21 protein-coding genes are annotated in these 25,871 nt (G+C 58.2%); 12 read left to right on the top strand and 9 right to left on the bottom strand.

The genetic code is table 11. The annotated features are described in order from the left end of the window. The first annotated feature begins 109 nt into the window (after positions 1 to 109). On the top strand, positions 110 to 2,833 hold the full coding sequence (locus G547_RS23960) for a rhamnogalacturonan lyase family protein (protein ID WP_027329756.1): 2,724 nt from the start codon (positions 110 to 112) through the stop codon (positions 2,831 to 2,833). A 67-nt stretch (positions 2,834 to 2,900) separates the two neighbouring features. On the opposite strand, the gene G547_RS0110085 is transcribed toward G547_RS23960, so the two are convergent. Continuing rightward, positions 2,901 to 3,365 (bottom strand): hypothetical protein, encoded by a 465-nt coding sequence (locus tag G547_RS0110085; protein ID WP_051235207.1) that lies wholly within the window; start codon positions 3,363 to 3,365, stop codon positions 2,901 to 2,903. Positions 3,366 to 3,578: 213 nt separating this feature from the next. Here G547_RS0110085 and G547_RS0110080 point away from each other — a divergent pair, with 213 nt between their 5' ends. The 3 genes from G547_RS0110080 (at position 3,579) to G547_RS0110070 (ending at position 7,698) form a co-directional block, all read left to right on the top strand. Beyond that, a complete protein-coding gene (locus G547_RS0110080; protein ID WP_027329754.1) occupies positions 3,579 to 4,343 on the top strand; it encodes a DeoR/GlpR family DNA-binding transcription regulator in 765 nt (254 codons plus the stop codon). A gap of 358 nt (positions 4,344 to 4,701) precedes the next feature. Continuing rightward, complete coding sequence (glmS, locus tag G547_RS0110075; protein ID WP_027329753.1) at positions 4,702 to 6,531, top strand: glutamine--fructose-6-phosphate transaminase (isomerizing); 1,830 nt, start codon at positions 4,702 to 4,704, stop codon at positions 6,529 to 6,531. Between the two features lie 159 nt (positions 6,532 to 6,690). Further along, positions 6,691 to 7,698, top strand: a complete 1,008-nt coding sequence (locus G547_RS0110070; protein WP_027329752.1) for a GNAT family N-acetyltransferase — start codon at positions 6,691 to 6,693, stop codon at positions 7,696 to 7,698. A 13-nt stretch (positions 7,699 to 7,711) separates the two neighbouring features. Here G547_RS0110070 and G547_RS23800 read toward each other — a convergent pair whose 3' ends face one another. Next, positions 7,712 to 7,879, bottom strand: coding sequence for a hypothetical protein (locus G547_RS23800; protein WP_245573457.1), 168 nt, complete (start codon positions 7,877 to 7,879; stop codon positions 7,712 to 7,714). Positions 7,880 to 7,883: 4 nt separating this feature from the next. Here G547_RS23800 and G547_RS0110065 point away from each other — a divergent pair, with 4 nt between their 5' ends. The 7 genes from G547_RS0110065 (at position 7,884) to G547_RS0110035 (ending at position 16,288) form a co-directional block, all read left to right on the top strand. Then, positions 7,884 to 8,693: an EamA family transporter gene (locus tag G547_RS0110065; protein WP_245573456.1), complete on the top strand. Its 810-nt coding sequence runs from the start codon at positions 7,884 to 7,886 to the stop codon at positions 8,691 to 8,693. A gap of 98 nt (positions 8,694 to 8,791) precedes the next feature. Continuing rightward, positions 8,792 to 9,583: a 3-keto-disaccharide hydrolase gene (locus G547_RS0110060; RefSeq protein WP_027329750.1), complete on the top strand. Its 792-nt coding sequence runs from the start codon at positions 8,792 to 8,794 to the stop codon at positions 9,581 to 9,583. 499 nt (positions 9,584 to 10,082) lie between these two features. After that, on the top strand, positions 10,083 to 12,131 hold the full coding sequence (locus G547_RS0110055) for a TonB-dependent siderophore receptor (protein WP_211224539.1): 2,049 nt from the start codon (positions 10,083 to 10,085) through the stop codon (positions 12,129 to 12,131). 153 nt (positions 12,132 to 12,284) lie between these two features. After that, complete coding sequence (locus G547_RS0110050; protein WP_027329748.1) at positions 12,285 to 13,250, top strand: zinc-binding metallopeptidase family protein; 966 nt, start codon at positions 12,285 to 12,287, stop codon at positions 13,248 to 13,250. A gap of 73 nt (positions 13,251 to 13,323) precedes the next feature. Further along, entirely contained in the window at positions 13,324 to 14,922 is a 1,599-nt protein-coding gene (locus tag G547_RS0110045) for an L-lactate permease (protein WP_027329747.1), read from the top strand. A gap of 46 nt (positions 14,923 to 14,968) precedes the next feature. Further along, positions 14,969 to 15,241 (top strand): TFIIB-type zinc ribbon-containing protein, encoded by a 273-nt coding sequence (locus tag G547_RS0110040; protein ID WP_027329746.1) that lies wholly within the window; start codon positions 14,969 to 14,971, stop codon positions 15,239 to 15,241. Positions 15,242 to 15,373: 132 nt separating this feature from the next. Then, the gene (locus G547_RS0110035; RefSeq protein WP_157209832.1) at positions 15,374 to 16,288 is read left to right on the top strand and encodes a TlpA family protein disulfide reductase; all 915 of its coding nucleotides are present in this window, start codon (positions 15,374 to 15,376) and stop codon (positions 16,286 to 16,288) included. A 68-nt stretch (positions 16,289 to 16,356) separates the two neighbouring features. Here G547_RS0110035 and G547_RS0110030 read toward each other — a convergent pair whose 3' ends face one another. From G547_RS0110030 to G547_RS0110000, 7 genes are all read right to left on the bottom strand, one after another. After that, positions 16,357 to 16,707 (bottom strand): DUF3325 domain-containing protein, encoded by a 351-nt coding sequence (locus G547_RS0110030; RefSeq protein WP_051235205.1) that lies wholly within the window; start codon positions 16,705 to 16,707, stop codon positions 16,357 to 16,359. Then, on the bottom strand, positions 16,707 to 18,353 hold the full coding sequence (locus tag G547_RS0110025) for a PepSY-associated TM helix domain-containing protein (RefSeq protein ID WP_036187999.1): 1,647 nt from the start codon (positions 18,351 to 18,353) through the stop codon (positions 16,707 to 16,709). Before G547_RS0110025 ends, G547_RS0110030 begins: the two co-directional genes overlap by 1 nt. A gap of 4 nt (positions 18,354 to 18,357) precedes the next feature. Next, a complete protein-coding gene (locus G547_RS0110020) occupies positions 18,358 to 18,627 on the bottom strand; it encodes a hypothetical protein (RefSeq protein WP_036187996.1) in 270 nt (89 codons plus the stop codon). Between the two features lie 107 nt (positions 18,628 to 18,734). Beyond that, the gene (locus G547_RS0110015) at positions 18,735 to 20,894 is read right to left on the bottom strand and encodes a TonB-dependent siderophore receptor (RefSeq protein WP_027329741.1); all 2,160 of its coding nucleotides are present in this window, start codon (positions 20,892 to 20,894) and stop codon (positions 18,735 to 18,737) included. 151 nt (positions 20,895 to 21,045) lie between these two features. Next, positions 21,046 to 22,374, bottom strand: a complete 1,329-nt coding sequence (locus tag G547_RS20900) for a glycoside hydrolase family 5 protein (RefSeq protein WP_245573455.1) — start codon at positions 22,372 to 22,374, stop codon at positions 21,046 to 21,048. 103 nt (positions 22,375 to 22,477) lie between these two features. Then, positions 22,478 to 22,933, bottom strand: a complete 456-nt coding sequence (locus G547_RS0110005) for a hypothetical protein (RefSeq protein ID WP_027329740.1) — start codon at positions 22,931 to 22,933, stop codon at positions 22,478 to 22,480. A gap of 190 nt (positions 22,934 to 23,123) precedes the next feature. Then, a complete protein-coding gene (locus G547_RS0110000; protein ID WP_027329739.1) occupies positions 23,124 to 24,299 on the bottom strand; it encodes a helix-turn-helix domain-containing protein in 1,176 nt (391 codons plus the stop codon). A gap of 244 nt (positions 24,300 to 24,543) precedes the next feature. Between G547_RS0110000 and G547_RS0109995 the strand changes: the two genes are divergently transcribed. Then, positions 24,544 to 25,839 carry a hypothetical protein gene (locus G547_RS0109995; RefSeq protein WP_027329738.1) on the top strand — a complete coding sequence of 432 codons (1,296 nt, stop codon included), beginning with the start codon at positions 24,544 to 24,546 and terminating at the stop codon, positions 25,837 to 25,839. The last annotated feature ends 32 nt before the right edge of the window (positions 25,840 to 25,871 follow it).

Below are 25,871 nucleotides of genomic sequence, written 5' to 3'. Positions count from 1 at the left end.
CAGTAAGTTGAGATCTGTTTCGCGGAATTTACAGGGCGTCGGCGTAGCATCCTTCCGGCCCCTCTCGGGCACTCACCGACAATAACGTGCATAAACAAAGGAGAGATGTATGAAGTTTACCCAACGAGCGGTCGCCAGAACTCCGCTTCATCGCGCGCTTCAGCGGGCACTCAAACCGGCCCTTCTGGGGGGCCTCTGCCTGGGTGCCGCGAGCGCATTCGGTCAATACGCGGTGGAAAACCTGGATCGCGGCCTGGTGGCTGTGGACCGGGGTGATGGCTCGGTCTTTGTCAGTTGGCGATGGCTGGGGTCGGAGCCGGAGAACACCGCTTTCAACGTCTATCGCGATGGTGTTCAACTCAATAACGCCCCACTCACCGAGCGTACCAATTTCCTCGACAGCGGTGGCAACGCCGGCGCGCAGTACAGTGTGGAAACTCTGATTAACGGTCAGCCTCAGGGCCAGGCGAGTACCGACGTCTGGGGCGAGCAGTTTCTCAGAATTCCCCTGCAGCGCCCCGCGGCTGGCGATGGTTACAGCTACAGTCCGAACGATGCCAGCGTGGGGGATTTGGACGGCGACGGCGATTATGAAATCGTCGTGAAATGGGACCCCTCGAACGCCAAAGACAATTCGCAAAGCGGTTATACCGGCAACGTTTATCTCGATGCCTACGAGCTGGACGGCACTCAACTGTGGCGCATCGATCTGGGCCGCAACATACGAGCCGGTGCTCACTACACCCAGTTCCTCGTGTACGACGCCGACAGCGACGGCCGCGCCGAAGTCGCGGTGAAAACCGCCGACGGTACCCGCGATGGTCAGGGCAATGTCATCGGCGATGCCAATGCCGACCATCGCAACAGCGGTGGCTATATTCTCTCGGGCCCCGAATACCTGACCGTGTTCGAAGGCAGCACCGGGCGCGAGCTCGATACCGTCAACTACGTTCCGGGGCGGGGCAACGTGTCGAGCTGGGGCGACAGCTACGGTAACCGGGTGGATCGCTTCCTCGCCACTATCGCTTACCTGGACGGGCAAAACCCCAGCTTTGTTTTTGCCCGCGGCTATTACACCCGATCGGTCCTGGCAGCCTGGGACTTCGAAAACGGCCAGCTGCAACAACGTTGGGTGTTCGACAGCGACGATAGTGGCAATGGCGGCTACGCTGGCCAGGGCGCCCACAGCCTGACTGTGGGGGACGTGGACGAAGACGGCCGCCAGGAGATCGTCTATGGCGCCATGACCGTGGATGATAACGGCACCGGTCTGTACACCACCGGCCTGGGCCACGGCGACGCTCTGCATCTGTCCGACATGAACCCGGATCGCCCCGGTCAGGAAGTGTTTATGGTGCACGAATGCCCCTCCTGCTACGGCCAGCACGGTATCGAGATGCACGATGCGGGCACCGGGCAGATTCTGTGGAGCGATCCGGGCGGCAATACCGATATCGGCCGGGGCGTCGCCATGGACGTGGACCCGAATTCCCGTGGCTACGAAGCCTGGGCCTCGCGCGGCGGCCTGTTCAGCGCCACCGGTCAGACTCTGTCTTCTTCCCGCCCCGGGCCCATCAATTTCGGTGTCTGGTGGGACGGCGACCTTCTGAGGGAAACCCTGGACCGGGAAATGATCGACAAATGGAACCCGGCCACCAACAGCACCGAGCGACTGCTCACGGCCTACCAACTGGGTGCGGCGTCCAATAACGGCACCAAAGGGAACCCCGCCCTGAGTGCGGATCTGTTGGGCGATTGGCGGGAAGAGGTGATTTGGCGCCACAGCGACAATAACGCGCTGTTGCTGTTTACCACTACCGCACCCAGCGATCATCGCCTGCGCACCCTGATGCACGACCCGCAATACCGGGTCGCGATTTCCTGGCAGAATTCGGGCTACAACCAGCCGCCCCACCCCTCCTTCTATCTGGGCAGCGGCATGACCGAGCCACCCGCGCCGGACATTACCGTTGTGGGCGATGGCGGTGGTTCATCTTCGTCCAGCCAGTCCTCCAGCGCGCCGGGTGACCGCCTGGTGTTGCAGGAACAGGACGTCTGCACCCACGACGGCACCGTGGACAGCAACCACAACGGTTACACCGGCGGAGGTTTTATCAATACGACCAATGCTGTGGGTAGCGGTATCGAGTGGCAGGTGGATGTGTCCGAAGGCGGCAATTACGAGCTATCGTGGATCTACGCCAACGGAGCGAGCGACGACCGCAGCGCCGGCTTCTGGCTCAATACCTCCGACGCCCGGGTGAGGGTCGGCTTCCCGGGAACCGGTTCCTGGGACAGTTGGCAGCCGGCCTCGACGACGGCCTATTTGCCCGCCGGTAGCCACCGAGTATCGCTGGAAGCTTCTACCGACGGCGGTCTGGCGAATATTGACCGCCTGGAAATCGCGGGTGATCCGGTCGCGCAGGTGGGCAACTGCGACAGCGCCTCTTCCTCGTCGGTTTCCTCAAGCGCGTCCAGCGTCTCTTCGGTGGCCTCCTCCGCCGTCAGTTCGGTGCAAAGCAGCGTGGCCCAGAGCAGCAGCGCTCCGGGTGGCGAACTGAGCTGTACCGCAGATACCAATGACTGGGGCGGTGGTTTTGTTTCCGAGTTTACCGTCAGCAATAACACCGATTCACCCGTCGATGGCTGGGCGGTAGATATCACGTTCGGGCAGGCTATCAGTGTGGGCAACAGCTGGAGCGCCGACCTCGACGGCTCTGGCACCCAGTACCAGGCCAGCAACGTCGATTACAACGGCGCTTTGGCTCCGGGTGAGAGCGTCAGCTTCGGCCTTCAGGGCTCACCCAGCCCCGGCAGTATCGACTGTCAGTAGTGGGCAAACCCCTCGACCCCGAGCGTTCTGCTCGGGGTCTTTTTCTGCTTATCCGGCTTCTCCCGCCTTACAGTTCCTGAGAACGCTCGGCACCGAAGCTGATCAGGCGACTTTCACTGCGTTCGATATCGAGCAGCTGCTGGAGAACCTCCCGGGCGGTGTCGCTCTCGGCCCGTTCGTGCAGGTGCCGGTAAAGATCGACCAACTGATTGTGCAACCCGGCAATTTCCCCCGTTATCTCGTCATTGCTCATACGGGTGAAGGGGATCTCGTGGGGGTCCCGGTGGATGATCTTGTGGCGGTCGGTGTACTCGTAAAACCAGGTATTCAGGGCCTCTATATCGGCGTCTCTCTGGAAGTACTCAAGCGTCTGCGCGAGTTTATGCTCGTGTTCAGACAGGTACTCCAGCAACATATCGTTCCGCTCGGACCCGGTCTCGTCGGCACTGCTGTGCAGATGCTGGGAGAGCTGTTCGTGCCAGCGGCGGGTCAATTCGAGCACATCGCTCATGGTTTTCGGTTCCATTGCCATCTCAGGCTCCTTCTAACGCTCGGATTCAATGAGTTGGACAGGAAAACCCCCGGGATGTTGCCGCCGGGTTGAGCGCTACGACCGGAGATTTTCGTTACCTACTACACAGTATGGACTCAAAGTGGCCAAAACCAAGGTGGCAGAAGAGATCGGTTTACTTTTGCTTTCGTTTCGATACAATAGCTTTCAAATCGAAAGCCGGCAGGCATGGAAATGAACAAACGCAACACTCAGCAGCGCCGCCGCGCCATTATCGACATGCTCACCGACGCCGGTGAAGTCAGTGTTGAGCACCTGGCGCAGCACTTTGGCACCTCCGAAGTCACCGTCCGCAAGGACCTGGCCGCCCTGGAGAACAACGGCCTGCTCCTGCGCCGGTACGGTGGCGCCGTTCCGTTGCCCCAGGAAATGATCGTCGACCCGGGCACCGAGAAAATTTCGGAACGAAAGCAAGCCATGGCCCGCGCTGCCGCCGACCTGATCTTGGACCATAACCGGGTCATCATCGACAGTGGCACCACCACCGCCGCCATTCTCCCGGAACTGTCGCGCAAACAGGGTCTGGTGGTGATGACCAACTCACTCAACATCGCCAATGCTCTGCGAGAGTTGGAAAATGAGCCTACGCTGCTGATGACCGGTGGCACCTGGGACCCGCAATCCGAAGGCTTCCAGGGTCAGTTGGCCGAACAGGTGTTGCGTTCTTACAATTTTGACCAGCTGTTCATCGGCGCCGACGGTCTGGATCTGGAGCGCGGCACTACGACCTTTAATGAGCTTTACAGTTTGAGTCAGGTCATGGCGGACGTGGCACGCGAAGTGGTGGTCATGGCGGAGTCGGACAAGCTCGGGCGCAAGATCCACAATCTGGAGTTACCTTGGGAGCGGATTGCTTACCTGGTGACGGATGCTGAATTTCCCGATGACGCCAAGAAGCATCTGGAGTCTTTGGGTGTGGAAGTGATTCGGGCTTCTTGACGTTGTAGGTCGTTGCGGGGTGGGGATCGGGTATACCGGTCCAAGACACGCCGTAAATACGTCCCTGTAGGCTCGACTGCTGCTCCCTGCAGCAGACGGTCTTGGACCGGTATACCCGATCCCCGTCACGGTTTGCGGCTAAAGAACTGCCTGTAAAGAAGGCGTGAAAAGGCGGTTACCCAGAAGCGTTAAGTACACCGAAACGTGAAAGGAGTTGTGTCTATACCCACGGGACCGTCTGCTGCAGGGAGCAGCAGTCGAGCCTACAGGGACGTATTCACGCGCGTGTCCCGTGGGTATAGACACAACTCCTACCCCAACAGTCAATTAAGAACTTTCAATCTAAAGGAGCAAAACCATGTGTGGCATTGTAGGCGCGGTCGCGCAGCGGGACGTCGTGGACATTCTGGTCGAAGGCCTTCGGCGCCTTGAATACCGGGGGTATGACTCCGCCGGTGTAGCAGTAGTGAACAACGGCGAACTCAAACGCCTGCGCCGGCTCGGCAAAGTCAAAGAACTCGCTGACGCCGTCGACGCCAGCCCTACCCCGGGCGGCACCGGCATTGCCCACACCCGCTGGGCCACCCACGGCGAACCCAGTGAACGCAACGCCCACCCGCACGTCTCCAACGACCAGCTCGCCGTGGTCCACAACGGCATTATTGAAAACCACACTGCCCTCAAAAAAGAACTCGAAGCCGCCGGTTACCGGTTTGATTCCCAGACCGACACCGAAGTCATCGCTCACCTGGTACACAAAATCCGCCAGGAAAGTGATGACTTGCTGAGCGCCGTGCAACAGGCCGTAAAAAAACTGGACGGCGCCTACGGCACCGTCATTATGGACACCAATGACAGCGACCGCCTGGTGGTCGCGCGCTCCGGCAGCCCGCTGGTGATTGGTTTGGGCATCGGGGAGAACTTCATCGCCTCGGACCAACTGGCCCTGCTGCCGGTCACCCGCCGTTTTGTCTTCCTGGAAGAAGGCGACGTGGCTGAAATTACCCGCACCAGCGTGCGCGTGTTCGATAAAGACGGTAACCCGGTCGAGCGGGAGGAGCACGAGTCCACCATCAGCTACGACGCCGGTGACAAAGGTCAGTACCGTCACTTCATGCTCAAGGAAATCCATGAGCAGCCCCATGCCGTCACCAATACCCTGGAAGGCCGACTGGGCAAAGACTCGGTGCTGGATGAAACCTTCGGCAACGGCGCCGCCGAGTTGCTGAAAAAAGTGAAACACGTGCAGATCGTTGCCTGCGGCACCAGTTACCACTCCGCCATGGTGGCCCGCTATTGGATGGAATCCCTGGCGAACGTTTCCTGCAATGTGGAAATTGCCAGTGAATTCCGTTATCGCAAATCCGTAGTGCAACCGAACAGCTTGCTGGTCACCATCAGCCAGTCCGGCGAAACCGCCGATACGCTTGCCGCCCTGCGTCTGGCCAAAGATCTGGGTTACCTGGGCAGCCTCACCATCTGCAACGTCGCCGGTTCCTCCCTGGTGCGTGAATCCGACCTGGCCTTTATGACCCGCGCCGGTGCTGAAATCGGCGTGGCCTCCACCAAGGCGTTTACCACCCAGCTGGTGGGTCTGGCTATGCTGGTCTTGTCATTGGGCAAACATAATGGCCTTAGCGCCGAGCAACAGGCGGACATGGTCCAGGCACTGAAGAGCCTGCCCGCCAAGCTCGAAGAGTCTCTTTCACTGGCCGAGCGCATCGAGGAGCTGGCCGAAGAATTCGCGGACAAGCACCATTCCCTGTTCCTCGGTCGAGGCGACCAATACCCCATCGCGATGGAAGGCGCGCTCAAACTGAAGGAAATTTCCTACATCCACGCCGAGGCCTACGCCGCCGGAGAACTCAAGCACGGCCCCCTGGCCCTGATTGACGCGCAAATGCCCATTATCGTGGTCGCGCCCAATAACGAGCTGCTGGAGAAACTCAAATCCAACGTCGAAGAAGTCCGCGCCCGAGGCGGCATTCTCTACGTGTTCGCGGACGTTGAAGCCAATTTCGAATCCGACGAGAACATGCGCGTGATCGACGTCCCCCACTGCCACCCCTGGCTGGCGCCTATTCTCTATACCCTCCCTCTGCAGCTGCTGAGCTATTACGTCGCCATCATCAAAGGCACCGACGTGGACCAGCCGCGCAACCTGGCGAAGAGTGTGACAGTAGAGTGAGCGACTTTTGTGAAGCCTTGGGAAAGGCACGATAGGCAGAATCCTCAAAAGTGACGACGGTATAGATATCAAGCGTTACGGTCGGGTCGGGGCGTGCTGGCGCATCGGACCCGAATTCCGTATCGTTAGGAGCCGGTCTATATAGAGGTTAGAAATATAATGATTCACATTCGTCGAGCGACGTACGAGGACATACCCGCTCTGCATGCTTTGGCAGAGCGTTTTCTGCTCAAAAACCTGAAAAATCCGGAGAACACCGGGTTCCTGATTTCCAACTTCTCGCCCGAGGTCTACAAGGAATATGTGGACAGTGCGGAATACTTCTGGGTGGCGGAGGAGGATGGAAAGCTTGGCGGCTTCTTGCTCGCCTATAAGAGTGAATCCATCAAACCTGAAGAAGTGATCAACTCCTGCCTGCGGTATTCGGTGATTCAGCCGTTTACCTTGATCAAGCAGATCTGCGGCAGTGGCGACGTCCGCGGAGCCGCCACCGCGCTGTATACCAAACTTTTCGAAGAAATGGACACGGACCTGGCGCTGGCGGCGGTGGTGAACGAGCCATTGAACACCAAGTCCATTGAATACCACCGCAAGCAGGGGTTCTCCCATCTGTGGGATCTTCACCCGCCCGCTGATTACGACGGGGTTACCCGGGCCCGGTCAATCTGGTTCTATTCGAAAACCAATACGCGGCCCCAAACCCGAATGGCTCAGGTGGATCGTCCCGAGCTGGTGCAGCATCTGATCGAGAAAGAGCAAGGTACGGTCAACCTGTACATGCACGAGGATAATTTGAACTGGACCAAGCTCGGTATGTTGGTCAGTTTTATGACGGCGATTCTGACGGCCTTCGCTTTCCTGCTGGAGCGCGACCCCACCACCACCAATAACTGGATTGTCAGTGTGTTGGTGGTCTTCGGCTTTGTCGTAAACATTATGTTCTATCTGAAACTGAAATCGGGGCTTGGGTTCTTGAATCATCACAAGAAGAACCTCCGGCGTTTTGACGATGCGATTGCAGGTATGTTGCCCTCCATTCCGTCCTATCTGGATCGAAACACGGGCAAACGCTCGGTGACCGTGCGGGTAATGATTGCGCTGCCCATTTTCAGTTTGATGCTTTGGACGGTCTGTGCCGGCTTATTGCTTCATCGATACTTTTTGTAAGTGGATAGCGCACCTATGCTACTGGACTGAAGCCGATAGTGGGTCGGCAGGGATTTTGAATGGTTTTGAGCTCTCCCCGTAACAGCAAATCGACACCCTCGGCCACAATGGTAAAGTTGAGCACGGCGTTCGTGGCGATGGCGGCGCTGTGTTGGGGACTGTCGGGGGGGATCGGCGCCATTCTTATGACCGAAGGGTGGAGTGCCTTCGTCGTGGCGTTCTATCGTGGCGCGATCGGGTTACTGTTTGTGCTGGCTTGGCTGGCGCTGCGTCCCGGTGGCAGTGGATTGGCAAACCGGCGATTGTGGTTTTGGTCCGTGGTGGCCGGTCTGGGGGTCGCAGGCAACTTCTCGTTCTATTTTCTGAGCATTGCCGAAGGCAGTGTCGCCGTGGCGGCGACGTTGATGTACTGCGCGCCGGTGTTTGTCTATCTTGTCTCCTTCGCCCTCAAGCTCGAGCGCCCCGCTCCCATCAAGTGGGTGGCCATCGTCATGGTCATCGTCGGGATTGTGCTGCTGACCGGTATCTACGACATAAGCCCGGGCGGGGTCACGCCGTTTGGTGTCGGTGCGGGGCTATTGGCGGGCCTGTCCTATGCGATTTTCATTTTTGGCTTCAAATATGCCGCCCCGCACGGGAGTCCCCAGGCGATTCTCGTTATCGCCTTTGCCGTACTGAGTGCCATACTCGGTTGGGTAGGCGGTTCAGGGCAGATTGTCGCGGTACTGAGCTCTTCGGCCTGGCCGCTGTTTGCGGTTCTCGGTGTGGTCGGTGCGGGGCTATCCTTCATCTTTTACATTGTGGGCCTCAACTACACCGCGCCCGCCGTGGCTTCCATCGTGGCGATGGTCGAGCCTGTTACGGCGTCACTGTTTGGTGTGGTGGTGTTGGAGGAAACCCTGGGACCCTTTCAGGTCGCGGGAATGGTGGTCATTTTACTGGCGGTCACCGGTCTCAGCGTATACTCGAGTGTGCAGCGAACCCCCGTCGACTGAAGCCGGGTTCGAGACACACCCGATAATCATACTGGCAGCTGGGGTCGGGGCGCCGGCTTGACGCTTCAGTTTTATCAACCCCCTGTGTAGGGAGAACCATGAAAATTTCAAATAAAATCATACCGCTATCGGCCGCCTTGGCCCTTGTTGCATGCACCTCGCCCAGTCAGACCGCTGACGACGGACAATGGCAGTCGCTTTTCAACGGAAAGAACCTCGATGGCTGGATCGCAAAATTCCATCACCACGAGATGGGCGATAACTACGCCGAAACCTTTCGGGTTGTTGATGGCGTCATTCAGGTGAATTACGACAACTATGACGGTTTTGGCGAGCGCTTTGGCCACCTGTTCTACAAAGAGCCGTTTTCGTCCTACCACCTGAAGTTTGAATATCGCTTTACCGACCAATGGCTCGAGGATGCGCCGAGCTATGCCTACCGAAACAGCGGCATCATGTTTCATTCGCAGGCGCCTGAGACCATCTTGAAAGAGCAGGATTGGCCGATTTCCGTGGAGTATCAGATGTTGGCGGATCGGGATGATGGCAAGCCCCGGCCAACGGGCAATATGTGCTCTCCCGGTACCGACGTCGTTTATCAAGGTGAGCTGGATGACCGCCACTGCATCAACTCCTCCTCCGACACCTATGCCTGGAACGAGTGGGTTGAAGGCGAGTTGATTGTCCACGGTGACTCAAAGGTGATTCACAAGGTGAACGGCGAAACCGTACTGGAGTACACGCAACCGCAAATGGGTGGCGGCGTAATTAATGGCTATGACCCGGACCTCTGGGTCCCCGGCAAACCCCTGACCGAAGGCTATATCGCGCTTCAGGCCGAAGGCCACGGCATTGAGTTCAGGAATATCAGAATAAAGACACTGGAATGAGCGGTTGAGCAGGCCCCGGGAAAAAGCAGATAACGCGATGGTTTCTTAGCACAGCATGGGCGTGGCTGTTAGTGCTGCCCTCCCTGGCATTGACGATCGTCATGACGTCAGACCCGACTCCCCCTTCTCCCGGCTCGCGTTACCTGCGCCGTCAGTTCCAGCTGATTGAGGCGCATATTGTCCCCGCTTTCCGCTAGCAGGTGGTCTCCGCCAGCGCTTGGCCGAGGGTTCGTCTGGAACAGCCCGGCAACTGATATCCGCCCGCTTTTGCTCCCCTGCTTTTCAGGCTCCTGGGGCGAACGGCAACTGAAAACAAATGATAATTGTTATTATTTGTGTTATTGTGCCGAAAATCGCGCCACTCACCCTTAGGAGCCCATTCGTGAATTGTAAACTTCTACCCCTTTCGGCCGCCGTTCTATTTGGCCTACACCCGGCACTGGGTCTGGCGCAGGGTTCGGCTAATGACACGGCATCACAAGCAAATCGCGGGGCTAGCGTGATTGAAGAAATCACGGTCACTGGTAAATACAGCGTGGCCCAGACACTGAACACGGCCACCGGCCTTGGCCTGACTCTCCAGGAAACGCCTCAATCGGTGTCGATCCTGACCCACGAGCGCATGCAGGACCAGGACATCACCACCATCCTGGGGGCGGTCAATAACGCCGTGGGCGTGGCCTCCGAGGAGGTGGATAACGTTCGCAACAGCTTCTACGCCCGAGGCTTTCGAATCGATAGCTACCAAATTGACGGTGTGCCCACCTCCTGGAGTCTGGGCGGTGATTCCGGCGAAACCGTCGCGGATACGGCCATTTACGAACGCATCGAATTCGTGCGCGGTGCAACCGGGCTTCTGACCGGCGTTGGTGACCCCTCGGCTTCCATCAACCTGGTTCGCAAGCACGCCGAGAGCGAAGCGCTGACGGGTTTCGTGGATGTGGCCACCGGCAGCTGGAACAAAAAACGACTGACTACAGATATTGCGTCCGGTCTGAACGAGAGCGGGAGCGTGCGCGGCCGTTTTGTCGCCAGACACCTGAGTGGCGAATCCCACGTCGATTATTACGAAGACGACAAAAACGTTCTTTACGGCGTCGTGGACACAGATCTAAGCGCCAACACCCTGTTGCGCGTGGGTGCAAGCTATCAACACAGCGATCCGAAGGGCACCGTGTGGGGTGCGCTGCCCACCTTCTTCTCTGATGGCAGCAAAGCCGACTGGGACGTTTCCAAAACCACCGCCATGGACTGGAACCGTTGGGAAACCACCAACACCAATTATTTCGCCAGCATTAACCATATGTTCGGAAACGGCTGGGAACTGCTCGCCAACTACAACAAGCTGTTGTATGAAAAAAATACCAAGCTGTTGTACGTGTACGGATCTCTGGATAAAGAAACCGGCGAAGGCCTGAATGCCCAGCGTTACCGCAGTGACGGTGAATCTCAGCAGGACAGCGTCGACGTTCAGCTCAAAGGCGACTTCGGGCTATTCAATCAGACGCACGACTTTGTCTTGGGCGCCCTTTACAGCGAGCAGGCGGCCGAAACCTTTACCCAAGCCCCGCTCGGTGGCGATATGAGCGGCGGTTTCGATCGAGTCGATGTGGGTAACTTTTACGAATGGGGCAATTTGCAGGAGCCCGAGTGGGCCGACGAGCGGGTTCAGTCTCAGGATATCGAGACCGAGCAACGCGGTTACTATGCCGCGACCCGCTTGTCTGCGTCGGATAGCCTGAAGTTTATTCTGGGTGGCCGGGTCGCCACCTGGTTGCGCACTGGTTTCGACTGGAGTGGTAATGTCGATTATGGCAATGAAGATGAATTCATTCCCTATGCGGGTGCGCTCTACGACCTGACCGATACGCACCGGGCCTATGTCAGCTATACCGAAATTTTTAAACCCCAAAGTAACCGGGATGCCAATGGCGAGTTCCTGGACCCGTTGGTGGGCAAGAGTTCGGAAATCGGTTTGAAGAGCCGTTTCCTGAACGACCGCCTGAACACCACCATCGCGCTGTTTGATATCGAACAGGACAACCTGGCCCAGTTGGATACCGATTTTGAGGAAACGGCGGATCAAAAGTCCGCTTACATTCCGGCCCAGGGCACGCAGAGTACCGGTTTTGAAATTGAAGTGGTGGGCCAGCCCGTCGACGGTTGGAATATCACTGCGGGTTACTCGCAATACAATGCAGAAGAGGCAAGCGGCGAAGATGTGAACACGGATCTTCCCACCAAGCAGTTCAAGCTCTTCACCTCGTATCGCCTGGATGACCTCACGCTTGGCGGTGGTCTGAACTGGCAAAACGAAACCTACTCCGAGGGAACCAATCCGGCGGGCAGCTCGGACCGGTTTACCCAAGAGTCCTATGTGCTCGCAAACCTGATGGCGCGCTACGAATTCACAGATGCCCTTAGCGTGCAGTTCAACGCGGCCAATATTACGGATGAAAAGTACTACTCACAGGTCGGGCAGTTCAGTTCGTACCGCTATGGCACGCCCAGAAACTACACTCTCAGCCTGAATTACGCGTTCAACTAAAGCCACCGCTTCAATGGGCCTGCGCGTCGTGCGCGGCCCATTGGCGATCGCCCGTCCCGCCTCGACCCCGAACAAGTTTTTCTGTGGTACTTGTAAACCACCGGCTTCCTCCCGCACCATGGAATTTCCTATCCTTTTTCGGGAGCGTCCCCAATGCGCGTCTTCGCCAACCCGGTGGGTGCCGGCTCTCTGTGGTTCGACAACCTGGCCACAGCCGATGGTACGCCGGTCGCTTATGATCCCCAGGCGCGGGCCTTTCTGCCGATGCCCCCTTTCTGTGCCAACCGGGAGCGAATCGGTTGTAACTGGATCGCACCGGAGGAAGGGGCCTTCTGCCGTTCCTGCGCCATGACGGCGTTGGCGCCCGACCCTTCGATTCCCAATGCCATTCCCAACTGGGCGCAGACCGAGGCCGCCAAACGTTGGGCCCTGGATAATCTGGGCCGCTGGCACTGGTTCCGCCCGGAAGACCCCGGCGCGCGGCCGGTGTTCCATCTGCTGGCCGAAGGCCCCACCCCGGTGCCCATGGGCCACGCCGAAGGCGTGGTGACCATCAGCGTGGCGGAGGTGGACCCGGTTCTGCTCACCACCCGCCGGGAGGCGTTGGAAGAGCCCTACCGGACCATGATCGGTCACATGCGCCACGAAATTGCCCACATGCTCTGGTGGCGGCTCAGCCTGCGCGAGGATTTTCTCGATTCATTCCGCGCCATGTTTGGCGATGAGCGGATTGATTACCCGGCGGCCCTTCAATATCACTACGAGAACGGCCCCCCGGCCCAGTGGCGCGAGCACTATCTGACCAGTTACGCCTCCGCCCACCCTCATGAAGACTGGGCGGAAACCGCTGCCCATTTGCTCCATCTGACGGACATCGCCGACAGCTTCGTGGCGACCGGTCTGTCATCGCCGCAGGTACCGCACCCGGGCTGGGACCCCTATTCCGAGCCGGATGCCGAGCGGCTGATCCAGATTGCGGCGTCGCTCACCGTGGGCGTCAACCATGTCAATCGTTCCATGGGGTTCTCGGACCTCTATCCGTTCGTGTTGTCGAACCACGCGCGTCACAAACTGGCGTTTGTGCACAATTGGCTGCGCCGGGGTGCCCAGGGGCTATAACACCGCCCCAACCCGATGACACCAAGGCTGGGCCTGAGTAAGATTGACGGATTATTACTGAGGACGCTGCACCATGACGCTCTGGGAACTGTTAACGGCATTGATGCCGATATTGGCGGTCTTCTTGTTTTTGGTGGTGTTGCGCCTGCCCGCGAGCCGGGCCATGCCCCTGAGCCTGTTGATTGTCGGCGCCCTGGCGGCGCTGGTGTGGCAGCTTCCCGCCCGGCAGATTGCCGCTTCAGTACTCGAAGGCTGGGTGATTGCCAGCGCCATTCTGATCATCGTCTTTGGGGCGATTTTTCTGCTCAATACCCTCAAGGCCGGGGGCGCCCTGGATGCCATCAGGGCGGGTTTTTTCCATATCTCGCCGGACCGACGGGTCCAAGTCATCATTATCGCCTGGCTGTTCGGCGCCTTCTTGGAGGGCGCCAGTGGCTTCGGCACCCCAGCAGCCATTGGCGCACCCTTGCTCGTGGCGTTGGGCTTTCCCGCCATGGCGGCCGTCACGTTGGCGCTGATTGCCGACAGCGCGCCGGTGTCGTTCGGCGCTGTGGGAACGCCGTTGGTGGTAGGTATTGCCCAGGGCGTGCCCGATATCGATGAGGCCGGGATCCAGGCCGTCGGCGCCACGGCGGCGGGAATCGACATTCTGGTGGCCAGTTTTTTGCCACTGGTGATGGTGGCGTTGCTCACACGGTTTTTCGGGGGCAACCGGCGTTGGCGCGAAGGGTTGGCACTCTGGCGCTTTGCCCTTTTTGCGGGCCTGGCCTATACCGTGCCCGCCTGGATCGTCGCTCACCTGTTGGGGCCGGAATTCCCCACCATTATTGGGAGCCTGGTGGGGCTGGCGCTGGTGGTGACGGCCGCCCGCCGGAACTGGCTGCTCCCCGCTACCCCCTGGCGCCTGCCGAATGACCCGGAGAGGGGCACCGAAACCCCGAACGAACCTGCCGCCATGCCTTTATGGTTGGCGTGGTCCCCTTATCTGGTTGCGGCGGGGCTGCTTATCCTCACACGTTTAAACAGCCTGCCTTTCAAAGCCTGGTTGCAGGGAATCACCATGGAATGGCCGGCGTTGTTGGGTACGGACATTTCAGCCAGTCTGGCCCCGTTTTACCTTCCCGGCACCGTATTCGCGGCAACGGGCCTGATCACCCTCGCCCTTCATCGGTTGCCTCTGGTCACCGCCGCTCGGGCCGCCCGGCAAACCGTTGATAACCTGCTCCCGGCCGCCATTGCCTTGGGCACGTCCGTACCGATGGTGCGCATTTTTTTGAACTCCGACGTGAATGACAGCGGCCTCGCTTCCATGCCTTCCGAGTTGGCGCATCTGGCGGTGGCTCACCTGGCGCCTATCTGGCCCCTGACTGCACCCGTCATCGGTGCGCTGGGTAGCTTTGTCGCCGGCTCCGCGACGTTTTCCAATATGATGTTCGCGGGCTTGCAACAGGAAGCCGCTCTTGCCGCCGGCCATTCACCCAGGCTGGTGCTCGCTCTTCAGGTGTTGGGAGCGAATGCGGGCAATATGATCTGCGTGATGAACGTGGTCGCGGCGGCGGCCGTTGTTAACCTGGCAGGTAAAGAGGGACAGATCATCCGGCTGACACTGGGGCCGATGCTGTTCTATGCTTTGGGTGCTGGCGCCATTGGCTTGTTTATGGCGTCGGTGTAATATCGACCACAGAATGTGACAGTGATAAACCTGCTGAGAGTGAAATATGAAGTGCCCGATTTGTACCGATGAAAATCTGGTAATGGCCGACCGCCAGGGAATAGAAATTGATTATTGTCCGAAATGTCGCGGCGTCTGGTTGGATCGCGGGGAACTGGACAAGATCATTGAACGCAGCGCGGTCGCGGTACCGCAGGGCCAACCCCAGTCACAATCTCAACCCAGAGGAGACTACCGAGAGCCGCCGAGACACTACAGCAACCAGGGTCACTACAAAAAGAAAAAAGGCGGCTTGCTCGGCGAGCTGTTCGATTTCTGACGAGCTGATGCTAGCCCAGCCATTCCATCGTTCTTCTCCGCCCACCTCAGACGTGCTGCGTAGCCCCCACAGGGGCTTGGGCGGCACGCCGGTAATTTCATAAACGATCGGTCAAACCGTTAAGGAAGGATTATGCTGAAACAATGGTGTTTGGCAGTGGTGGTTTTGCTCGGCCTGTCTGCGCAGGCCCAAGAGCCCCCACTCGGTGATATCGAGTTGAGCGAATTTAAAACCGGCGAGAGTGTCACCCTCTCAGAACTGGACAGAACCCAGCCGACCTATATCAAGCTGTGGGCTACCTGGTGTAAACCCTGCATGGAGCAGATGCCTCACTTTGAGACGTTGTACCAGAGGTTTTCAGATGACGTGAACATCGTGGCGGTCAATATCAACATCAATGAAAACCGTGAGAATATCCAGAACGTTATTGAACGGCACAAGCTCACCATGCCGGTATGGCTGGACCAGGAAGGGAAGTTGGCGCAGGCGTTGGGGCTGGTTGGCACACCTTACAGCGTGCTGATCAATGCCGATGGTAACGTCGTTTATACCACTCACGACTCCGATGATAACCTTGAGCGCTTTCTACAGATGCTGGCAGACGGACAGACGCTGGAAAGCGCCGACACTGACGCGCTTGATGAAACGCAGAGAAAAGCGCTGCTTGAACCCTGGATGGAAGGAGAGCATCTTCTATTCTTCACCGCTACCTGGTGTGACTGGTATCTGAAAGACTCCCGCCCTGAAATGGCTCAAAAGTGTCAGCGCGTTCAGACAGAATTGAATGCGTTGCAAAAGCGGCTTTCCGAGAAAAACTGGCAAGGGGTGGTCAACCACCTGTGGACCGATGAAAAGGCTCTGGCGGAGTTTATCCAGTTGTATGAACTCGATATGCCCTTTCGCGTCGATACCGGCGGGGTGCTCTTCTCTGCCTTCAATGTCAGAACCCTGCCGACACTGGTCAGCGTCAAGGACGGAAAAGTACAGGCAAGGATTACGGACTTCAGTGATGAAGATGCGGTTGTAGGGCGGTTGTCGGAACAGTAATGTCTCAAACGGTACCGCCGCTTAAGCGGCGGTACCGTCAATTCAAATCGGAAGGTAGTTGCGAGACTTCAAACGTAAAGCATGGCGCTTAGCGTCCCCAGTCCCAGCAACAACCCCGCCCAAGTGACCGCCTTTAACCAAGTCGGTCGATAAGTGGCAATGAGCACCACGGTCACCGCCGCCAGGGTCAACGCACCGAACCATTCCACCAGCCCCAGGCCCCAGCCGCTACTGATGACCGCAGTTGTTAACGCGGCGGTCAGTACACTCCATCCCACCCAGCGCAGCGGTGTTCGCCACTGTTGTGGCCTTGAAGTCTTCAGCCGCTGAATGTGGCGCGGCGTGGCCAGACACAGGCTGGCGAACGCGGCAAGCGTGAGCAGGCATTGAGCGAGAAGTGGCAGCGCAGTCTGGGTCACTAGGTTTCTCCCAAAGAGAGGTTAGCGCGTTGAGTTTGTGAGGGTTGGCTTTCCTCGGCAATGCGCCGTTTCCTCTGGGCACGATGCATGCGCCAGGCGGTGGCGCCGAGGGGTACACCGATGGCCAGTACGGTCAAATCAAAACCGGCGAACACCCAGTCGCCCGTCGTCAGGCTCTGAACCAGATGCCGGTCGGTGGTCAATGCATTTAAAATCGGTAACGCCGAGAAGGCCAGCGCGGCGACCACCAACTGTTCGGTCCAGGCCCGCTGGCGCGGACGGATGGCGGCATGGACCAACATCACCAGCCAGGTGAGGAACATGGCGTGCGCTTCCCAACTGGCTCGCGTGGCCAGGTCGACCGGCAATAAACGGTTGGCCCAGAAGTAGGCTGCCACACCCACGGGCAGGCCCACCACGGTGCCGACGTTCAGCTTCTCCACCAGCACCACGCCGAGCGGAGCGCTGCCCCGTTTGCGTTCGGCGTTCTGTCGGCGTTTGACCGCCCACAGAATCAGGCCTGTCCCTACCATGCCGGTGCCGAGAAGGCCGGAGATAAAGTAAAGCCAACGTACCACCGGCGGTGCAAACAGACCTTCGTGCAAACCGAGAAAGGCGTCGCGTACGCCTTTGGCCGGTGACGAAGCGGAAGGGGCATTGTGCAGCAGCTCACCGCTCACGCCGTCGAAGACCAGGCGCCCGGCCCCGCTGGCAATGGTCTGATCGATGTTTTCAGAGACGACGATGCGTGCGTTGGCATCGCCCGGGTGGCGAACATCGATGCGGCGAATGCGCCCCTCACCCCAACGGCTTTCGGCCTGGTCAATGAGAGTTGTGAGCGGAATCAGCGACGCGGACTTTTCCGCCGGCTCCGTCAGCCCCGGCGTGCTGAACACTTCGCCGTAAAACTCGGTGCGGCCCGCGCCGTCGGCGCCATAATTGGCGGCAACGATCAAGGGCATATAGGAAAAGCCCAGGAAAATGAGCCCTGAGTAAGTGATCATCAACTGAAATGGCAGCGTGGTGACGCTGAGCACGTTGTGGGCGTCGAGCCAGGAGCGCTGACCTTTGCGGGGACGAAAGGTGAAGAAGTCCTTGAAAATTTTACGGTGAATGATCACGCCGGTAATCAGTGCGACGAACATAAACAGGGTGGCGGTGGCGACAATCCAGTCGGTATACGCGCGGCTGGTGTAGTGCAACAGCCAGTGCATTTGATAGAGCTTTTGGCCGCCACCGGTCTCCCGGGCTTGCAGCGTTTCGCCGGTGTTCAGGTCCACCAGCCGCTCGCCTCGCTCGGCGCTCGCGCCCGCCTCGGTATTGGCACCGCGCCAGAAAAGTTGGGCGTAGGGCTCGTTGCGATCGACTGGCAGTGTGAAGAGCCACTGCTCCGCGCCGGGCGCTTCTTCTCGCGCTTTGTTCAGCAATACCGAAGCGCTCTCGTGAACGTTGTGCCCGATGGGCGCGGGCGGCAGTTCCGGCTGCATCCAGCGGTCGATTTCGGTATCGAAATAACCGGCGGTGCCGGTCACAAACATAAAGAACAGCAGCCAGCCAAAGCTCAATCCCGCCCAGGTATGCACCCAAGCCATGCATTGACGAAAGCCGCCTTTGGGTAAGTCATCGACCGTTGTGTGTTGTGCCATTGCCCTACCCTCGCAATCCCATACCGGCTACTGAAAAGACGATGCTGGCCACAGAGAGGTACAACCAGGCTTTGCCGGGTCGGCGCACCGCAAACACCCAAAGAATGGCGACGGCGTAGAATGTAAAACCGAGCAGATGCCCAATGAGCGTTGCTTCACTGCGCCCTACCGGCAAAAGTTGGCCGAGGAAAAAACTGACGGCGGTTGCCAGCGCGTAGCCGCCTACAAGCGCTGCGCCAATCAGGGAAGCCAAGCGCCAACCGTGTAAACCCATGGTTTTGATACCCGAATAATGGTGTTGTTATCAACGACTTGGCCCCCGCACCGGATTTCCGGGCAGGGGCCGTTGTGCTACAGAGTGCTGTTTCGCCGCCGGGGCGATCAGAACTCGTAGTTCAGCGACGCGGTAAAGTTACGCGGCTCGCCGTATTCCAACTGCCGGTAGAAACCGATCTGGCTGTAGTAGGTTTCATCCAGCAGGTTTTTCACGTTCAACTGGGCAGAAAGTTGATCGGTAATCTCATACCGGACCATCAGGTTTGCCAAGGCGTAGGCGTCCTGCTCCAGTCGTTCCGTTTCTTCGGTCACCAGGTTTTCGGCGTCGGTGTAACTGCGACCTTCCCAGTTTACGCCGCCGGCAACGGTCAGGCCTTCGAGCTGGCCTTCAAAGTAATAGGTGGTGAACAGCTTAAACAACTCGTTCGGATTTTCGGTATTCACCGGGTTACCGTTGGCATCTTCCACGTCGAAGTTGGTGTAGCTCAGGCTCAGATCCCAATTGGGGTTGAGTTCACCGACAATTTCCAGCTCGAAGCCCTGGCTTTCGGCACCTTCGGCCGCGATAGAGGCCTGACTATTTTCTTTGCCGGGGATGGGAACGCCAATAAGGGGCTGTGCCAGGTTGTCTTGCAGTATGCTGAACACCGCTACGTTGGTCTGCAGAGCACCGTTGAAGAACAGGCTCTTCAGGCCCACTTCTTTGCTCTTGCCGCGGATCGGGTCCAGAAAATCGCCTTCGCTGTCCTGTGCGTTCTGCGGTTGAAAAATGTCGGTGTAGCTGGCGTACAGCGTGTGCTGGCCATTGAACTCATACAGGGCGCCGACATAGGGAATAAAAACGTTGTCATCGCCGTAGTCGCGGGGCGATCCGTAGTACGGGCCACTCTGCTCCCAGTCGGCGAGGCGGCCACCGAGAATCACTTTGAACGGATCGGAAATGGACAGACGGGTCGCGGCGTAGACGCCGAACTGGTCGGTAGTCTGGTCGATATCTACCTTGTTCTCAAGCCAAGTCGGTTGAGGGTAGCTACCATCCCATTCGTTGAAGTTGCCAACGGGGGCGACGGTGTCGTCGTCGCGGACGTAAGAGGTCGCGAGGCTGTCATCCTGGTGGTCTACCACCCCGAAGGTCAGCTCATGATCGCGACCCAACAACCCATATTGGCCGCTCAACTGGAGGCTGACACTGGTTTGCTCGCGCTCGGTTGCAGCGTTGCGGGGGGAGGCGCTCATGCCCAGGCCAGTTTCTTTGTCCGGAGTACCAGAGAGATACAACAACATCTGGTCCGATGCGTTGACGTTGTTGTTTACGCTGAACTTGGCTTCCCAGTCACCAAATTCCTGAATCAGGTCGAGGTAGTAATGCTCTACCGTTGAGGACCACGAAGTCCAGTCCGCAGCAATGGTTTTGCTGCGATCCCAGTCGGTGCGGCTGCCATCGGCGTGCCACACGGGCAGACCACCCCAGGTGGAACCTTCCGGTTCGTTTTCCTGACGGCTGGCGCCCACACGCAACAGAGTGCTGTCGGTCAGATCGGCGTCTATGGTGCCGTAGAAGACGGTGGTGCTCTCTTCGGCCAAGTCGCGGAAGGATTCGCCCTGCTCAACGTGACCCACAAAGCGGCCGCGAACGGAGCCGGTATCGTTCAGCGGGGTACTGACGTCGGCAGTTGCGCCATAGGTGTTCCAGCGTCCGGCGGAGAGGTCCACCGAGCCGGTCAGCACCGGGCTGTCAGCGTGTTTGCGCACCAGATTGATAGAGGCGGAGGGGTTGCCGGCGCCGGTCAGCAGGCCCGTCGCCCCGCGCACGATTTCCACCCGCTCGTACAGGCTCATGTTTGACTGGGTTTCCCCGGCGTTACCGCCCGGTTCCCAGTAAATGGGGATGCCGTCAATCTGGTAGTTGTTGATTGCAAAGCCACGGGCGGAAAAGGTGTGGCGGGTGCTGTCCTGGGCGCGGGCGGAAACGCCAGCGGCGCTGTTGACCACATCGGTCAGGGAGTCCAGGTTCTGGTCGGTGATGCGCTGGGCGGTCATCACGGTCACCGACTGAGGGGTTTCGTAGAGGGTAAGCCCCAGTCCGGTGGCGGTGTTCAATTGTTCATTGGTGGTGTAGCGGCTCGTGACGACGATTTCGCTGACGGCTTTTTGAGCGTCGGTGGTGTTTTGAGCATGACCCAGCGGGCTAATGGCGAGACTGGTGATGGCGAGCACGAGCCCTTTGCGGGTGAATCGTGCCCGTGAATTGTCTTGAGCGTACATGAGATAACCCTTCGGCTGACATAGAAAACAACAATAATAATGATAATAGTTGTCATTTACAAGATATAGCTTATGTCAGCCTTTGAATCGCACCGCAGTGGCCCGGCGGGGTCTATATCCCGCCGAGGCCTCTGCGTCGCTAAACCACCCGCTAGTCGTTATTTTGCCAATAATGTGAGCCCGAGGCTCCTTTCATTAACGCTTCCAGGGCCTGTTCATCCAGCACGCTGTTGTTGTGGCGGTCCAGCAAACTTCCCGTGTCCCAGAAGAACGGCAGCATGCCGTTGGCCAGGGCCTGTTGGGTCAGGTACTGAAAATAGTAGGCTCGCCCGTCCAAGTGTAGTTGCAGATTTTCACCCTCTAGGTGATCGCGCACGCCGGTGCCGTACTCCCCGAGAATGACGGGAATGCCGTTGTCCACGAACTGGTGTTTCATCAGGGCAAAGGTGGAATCCACATAGTCCTCTTCGCCCCAGGTGGGATTGTGCTCCGTGTCTGTGGTGGAGTGAAAACCCTCCCCCCAGTAGAAAAAGCGGTTGCCCCAGGGTTCATCCTGTTGCATGCCGGTGTAGTTCCAGGGGGAGTAGTAGTGGATTTCCACCATCATTCGGTCGGAATGCGTGTCGGTGGGTAACGAGCCCATGAGTTCGTGGGTTTGTTCGATGTCGGTATTGGGACCCTGCACCAGCAGTACGCGGTAGGCGTTTTTACCACCGGTGGCGCGCACGGTGTCCACGAACGTTTGGTGGTACGACTGCAGCACGGCCATTTGCTCGGCGTTGTCGACATTGGGCTCGTTGGCGCTGGCGAAAATTACTCGATCATCGAACTCCCGTAAATGAGTCGCGATTTGTTCCCAATAAGCCCGTTGCCGGTCGTTGTTTTCGGCTTGTTTGGCGGGGGTGACGTTCTCTTCCAGCCAACCACCATCCCAGTGAATGTTGACGATGACGAACAGATCGTTCTGGATGCAGTAGTCCACCACTTCTTTGACTCGGGCCAGCCAGTCGGGGTCGATTTCAGCGGTATCCGGGTCGGCATACTGGTCCCAGGACACCGGCAGCCGGATGGCGTTAAAGCCGGCTTCTTTGGTGAAAGCCACGAACGCTTCGGTAATTTCCGGATTGCCCCAGTAGGTCTCCGACTGGGCCCCGTAGGCTTCCAACGTGTTGCCGATGTTCAGGCCGATGCGAATCTCAGCGGCCAACTCTGCGGCGTTGCGCTCCATGCCGGCGGCGTTCGGTGCCAGTGGGTTGGTGTTATAGCTCGGTAGTTCGGAGGAGCTCGAAGACGATGACTCCGAAAAGGCCGACGATGAAACCGTTGACGAAACGCTGGAGGATTCCGCCGTGCTAGAGGATTCTTCCGAAGATGACGACGACGTACTCGGTTCGGGCGCGGGGGAGTTTCCCCCTCCTCCTCCGCATGCCACGAGAACGAGGAAGAGGCCAAGGTAGGTCAGTTGTACGAGAGATTTCATAGCGGTTCTCTACTTTTACTTGTTATATGAATGGCTTTTTGGGTTCTGTGATCGAGTCTTTTGACGTCGACACCGTCGAGGTGGGCGCTTGGCTTTTGTGACGTCAGGTGTCAAAGCCTTGCAGTAAAGTGCCTTGGGAATCGGCCATCGCCACGCTTCGCCCCTTCTCAAGAGCGTGAAAGTCACAGTGGTACGTCACGCATTCTCTGTGAACAGCGACGATCTGGACGGCAACGAGCAGTGTGCTGGCTTCGGATGGGCGGTAAGTACGCAGCTCCCACTCGGATAAATGGCACGGGCCGAGGAATGGCCTGGCGACCAACCGGGCCGCGTAGTCCACTACACAACCCAGTGCGGCCTGGGCGGCGCCCCGGGAGCTGGGGTCGGGGTGCCGCCAGTGCAGCTTCAAGGCGAGGTTGCCGTGGGAAGCGTCCAACACCCTGTGGGTGAACAGGAAGCGTATAGGGTGGCCGCGCGCCAAGTCCTCCGGTTCGGATTGTTTGAGGTTCTGGGTACTTGTGGGAGAAAGCGCTTGTGCGGACGAACTTATTATTCTCATGGCTGACCTCTGACTGCTTTGCCGAAACAGGAATGACACGGATCAGGTTTCAGGCTATTCAAGTTGGCGGTCAAGCCACTAACGCTTTTCCTAAAAAGCGTACCAGAGAACAAAAAGTTGAAGTTTTTTTCGCAAAAGTTGAAGTATTCAGTTCCGTGCTTGCGTGGGCATGGCGCGGCTTTCCGCTTTTTTATTGGGTTGTGTTGTTGGAAGAGGCTTTCTCATAAATGCCTTTGAAGGACTTGGGGGTGCAGCCATACTCTTCTTTGAACAGTTTGTTGAAATAAGAGACATTTTTATAGCCCACTGAGTAGGCAATTTCCGAGACACTGGTCTCGCCGGTCTCCGCCAGTAGCCGAGCCGCTTCGGTGAGCCGGATTTTCTTCAGGTAACCGGAGAAGGTGAAACCCAGCTCGGCCTTCAAAATGTCATTGATCTTGGTGCGGCTGACGCCAATGGCGCTAACCATGGCATCCAGATTGAGATCCGGGTTGGCGTACTCGGTGGCCATAAAGCGTAGGATGGCGCCTTTATCCTTGTCCCGCCGAGGTTCTACGGAAAGTTGCTGATAGGCCACCAGCGGTCGGTCTTTCTGGATTTTATGCCGCAGGTCCCGAATCAGTGCTTTGTTGTGCTCGCGAAATAGCCAAATGCCGCAGGCGCTCCAGGTGAGAAAAATAAAAATGCCCAACAGGTACAAGTAGCTCCAATCACGGCCGGTCAGAGTCAGACCGGTGATTTGCATTCGAGCCTCCCGGCCCATGGGGGTCTGATGCGTGGATGAGAACATCAGCCGCGGCACCTGATCGAGCTGGTAATCCCGCATGGAAAGTTTGAGATTGAAGTGTTCCAGCCACCACTGGGGAATTTCCAGGCGGGTCAGGTCCAGCGTTACAGAGCGCCACTGCTCATCGCAGGAAAAGAAAGTGGCGGGCCCGCGGTAGGTCAGGTAATCATCCAGCTCGGTGACTTGGTCATCCACGGTATACGCCGTGAAATTCAGCACGTTGGCGGGCGAACATTTGACGTCGAAAGTCGCACCGTCGAATGCCGACAGGTCCACCAGTCGTCGCTGGCCCTCCTCGTCATGGAACATCAGGGAAACCGAGGCAAACGGGTACTGGGTTGCGTCCTTGACGGTGAACTCCGCATCCAGGCTGTAGCTCTCGTCCTGGACGGTGACCGCGGATTGGCCACCCATGCGTTGGTCGGTTTCTATGGCGGCGTGCCAGGGCAGTGGGCTGGCCCCTTTGGGCAGCAGAGGCAACTCCAGGAACGTACGGTCGATGGCCACGTAGGCGGCCAAGGCACAGGTCACCACCAAGCCGAGGAGCAAAGAGAGCGCTTTTTTGTAAAAATCCAGCATGATGCGGTGTTGTGCCCTTTTATTTTGGGTGTTTTGTGCGTTGGAGTCGGGCCAAATCGAGGCTCATTATTTCCTGAAGGCGGTAGGGCGTCAACGCGCTCGACAATTAAAGAAGGAACGTTTGCCTGCCGGATGACGTTGGACAACGAATATGCCTTACAATGGCACACTGATATCTTCTTCATAAGGCCGGCGACCGGAACTGTTCTAGGGAATTGGCCACTCAAAAATAGAGAGGGACACGATGAAACGCTTTTTAGTCGGACTGATCATTCTGGTGGCGGTTGTGCTGCTCGGCGGTCACTATTTTTACGCCAAGCAAATCGGCAAGCGTCTGGATCGGGCCGCCATGGTTGTCAGCGGTATGGGGGGGGAACTCGACTATCGCGATATCAAAATTACCCTGGACGGTGAGGTTCGCATCGAAGGCCTGTTCTTCCAGGTGCCGGGTATGGGGGGCGCGCTCAATGTCGACCGAGTGGCGGTTCACACCGGCGGACCGCTCGGGGTCCACAGCCTGGCGATGGATATTCGCGACCAGCAATTGCCCAAAACGCTGGGCGTGTCTTTTGAAGGGGTACGTTTCCCTCTGTCCAGTGGTGCCGCCATGAGCCCGGTTGGCTTCGGGGCGTTTACCGCCGCTGGTTGCGGCGACCGGAACGGGTTCGGTACCTCCGAGCTGGTGCAGATGGGCTATTCCGGCTTGGTCATGGACGCTCGTGTCGACTATCGGTTCATCGGTGGCGGTCAGTTGTTGAACGTAACGGTCGACAGCCTTTTCCGGGACATGCACCGCACGGAAGTGTCGATGGAACTGTCGCTCGGCGCATCGTCCCTGAATGCCATGGCGGTCGGCATGGCCGCCAGCAATGCCGAGCTGCTAGGGCTCACTATCGACTATCAGGATATGGGCTACGCGAAACGGGTGTTTGAGTTCTGCCAGAAGGAAACGGAGCTGGACCGCCAGGCTTTCATTGCCCAGCACCTCGAGGCCTGGGAGCAGATGTGGCAGCGCCTGGGCTTTGTCGCCGGCCCCACCATGACCCAGGGCTACCGCAACTTCCTGGCTGAGCCGGATCAGTTGAGCCTGTCCATCGAGCCTAATGGCGAGCTGAGTATGGATGAGTTGAGCCGCTCCTCTCCAGAAATGATGTTGTACCAACTGAGGACCACGCTATCGGTCAATCACGACGAGGTCGGCCGGTTGGATCTGTCCGTGCGCGAGGGCGGCCCGCTGGTGGTGGAGAGTGAGGCCGAAACGGCAACTGGCGGCGACTCAGCCGCCGTCACCGGCACAAACACCGGTGGTTCCTCGACCGGTATGCCTTCCGGGGATCAGCGGATTGCGCTGGACAATCTGGACCAACACCTGAACCGGGACGTGGAATTGCACCTACAGGATGGTCGGGCGCTGGAAGGTCGCGTAGAGGAAGTCCGAGAGACATCCGTGCAATTCAAACGTTTCCACGGTGGTGGCTACGTGATTCAACCGATCCCCTACGATGACATCGAGGCGGTATACCTTCGCGACAACCGCTAGCTGATTCCCAAGGGGCCGGGAAAATGGAAAAC

It is taken from the genome of Marinimicrobium agarilyticum DSM 16975 (genome assembly GCF_000423345.1).
Lineage (GTDB): Bacteria > Pseudomonadota > Gammaproteobacteria > Pseudomonadales > Cellvibrionaceae > Marinimicrobium > Marinimicrobium agarilyticum.
Note: the sequence above shows the minus strand (reverse complement) of the source record. Positions and strands in the feature narration are given on the sequence as shown.

Coding starts and splice junctions, on each gene's coding strand:
- G547_RS23960 (WP_027329756.1), top strand. CDS start 110: ATGAAGTTTACCCAACGAGCGGTCGCCAGAACTCCGCTTCATCGCGCG.
- G547_RS0110085 (WP_051235207.1), bottom strand. CDS start 3,365: ATGGCAATGGAACCGAAAACCATGAGCGATGTGCTCGAATTGACCCGC.
- G547_RS0110080 (WP_027329754.1), top strand. CDS start 3,579: ATGAACAAACGCAACACTCAGCAGCGCCGCCGCGCCATTATCGACATG.
- glmS (WP_027329753.1), top strand. CDS start 4,702: ATGTGTGGCATTGTAGGCGCGGTCGCGCAGCGGGACGTCGTGGACATT.
- G547_RS0110070 (WP_027329752.1), top strand. CDS start 6,691: ATGATTCACATTCGTCGAGCGACGTACGAGGACATACCCGCTCTGCAT.
- G547_RS23800 (WP_245573457.1), bottom strand. CDS start 7,879: ATGGCGCCGATCCCCCCCGACAGTCCCCAACACAGCGCCGCCATCGCC.
- G547_RS0110065 (WP_245573456.1), top strand. CDS start 7,884: ATGACCGAAGGGTGGAGTGCCTTCGTCGTGGCGTTCTATCGTGGCGCG.
- G547_RS0110060 (WP_027329750.1), top strand. CDS start 8,792: ATGAAAATTTCAAATAAAATCATACCGCTATCGGCCGCCTTGGCCCTT.
- G547_RS0110050 (WP_027329748.1), top strand. CDS start 12,285: ATGCGCGTCTTCGCCAACCCGGTGGGTGCCGGCTCTCTGTGGTTCGAC.
- G547_RS0110045 (WP_027329747.1), top strand. CDS start 13,324: ATGACGCTCTGGGAACTGTTAACGGCATTGATGCCGATATTGGCGGTC.
- G547_RS0110040 (WP_027329746.1), top strand. CDS start 14,969: ATGAAGTGCCCGATTTGTACCGATGAAAATCTGGTAATGGCCGACCGC.
- G547_RS0110035 (WP_157209832.1), top strand. CDS start 15,374: ATGCTGAAACAATGGTGTTTGGCAGTGGTGGTTTTGCTCGGCCTGTCT.
- G547_RS0110025 (WP_036187999.1), bottom strand. CDS start 18,353: ATGGCACAACACACAACGGTCGATGACTTACCCAAAGGCGGCTTTCGT.
- G547_RS0110020 (WP_036187996.1), bottom strand. CDS start 18,627: ATGGGTTTACACGGTTGGCGCTTGGCTTCCCTGATTGGCGCAGCGCTT.
- G547_RS0110015 (WP_027329741.1), bottom strand. CDS start 20,894: ATGTACGCTCAAGACAATTCACGGGCACGATTCACCCGCAAAGGGCTC.
- G547_RS20900 (WP_245573455.1), bottom strand. CDS start 22,374: ATGAAATCTCTCGTACAACTGACCTACCTTGGCCTCTTCCTCGTTCTC.
- G547_RS0110005 (WP_027329740.1), bottom strand. CDS start 22,933: ATGAGAATAATAAGTTCGTCCGCACAAGCGCTTTCTCCCACAAGTACC.
- G547_RS0110000 (WP_027329739.1), bottom strand. CDS start 24,299: ATGCTGGATTTTTACAAAAAAGCGCTCTCTTTGCTCCTCGGCTTGGTG.
- G547_RS0109995 (WP_027329738.1), top strand. CDS start 24,544: ATGAAACGCTTTTTAGTCGGACTGATCATTCTGGTGGCGGTTGTGCTG.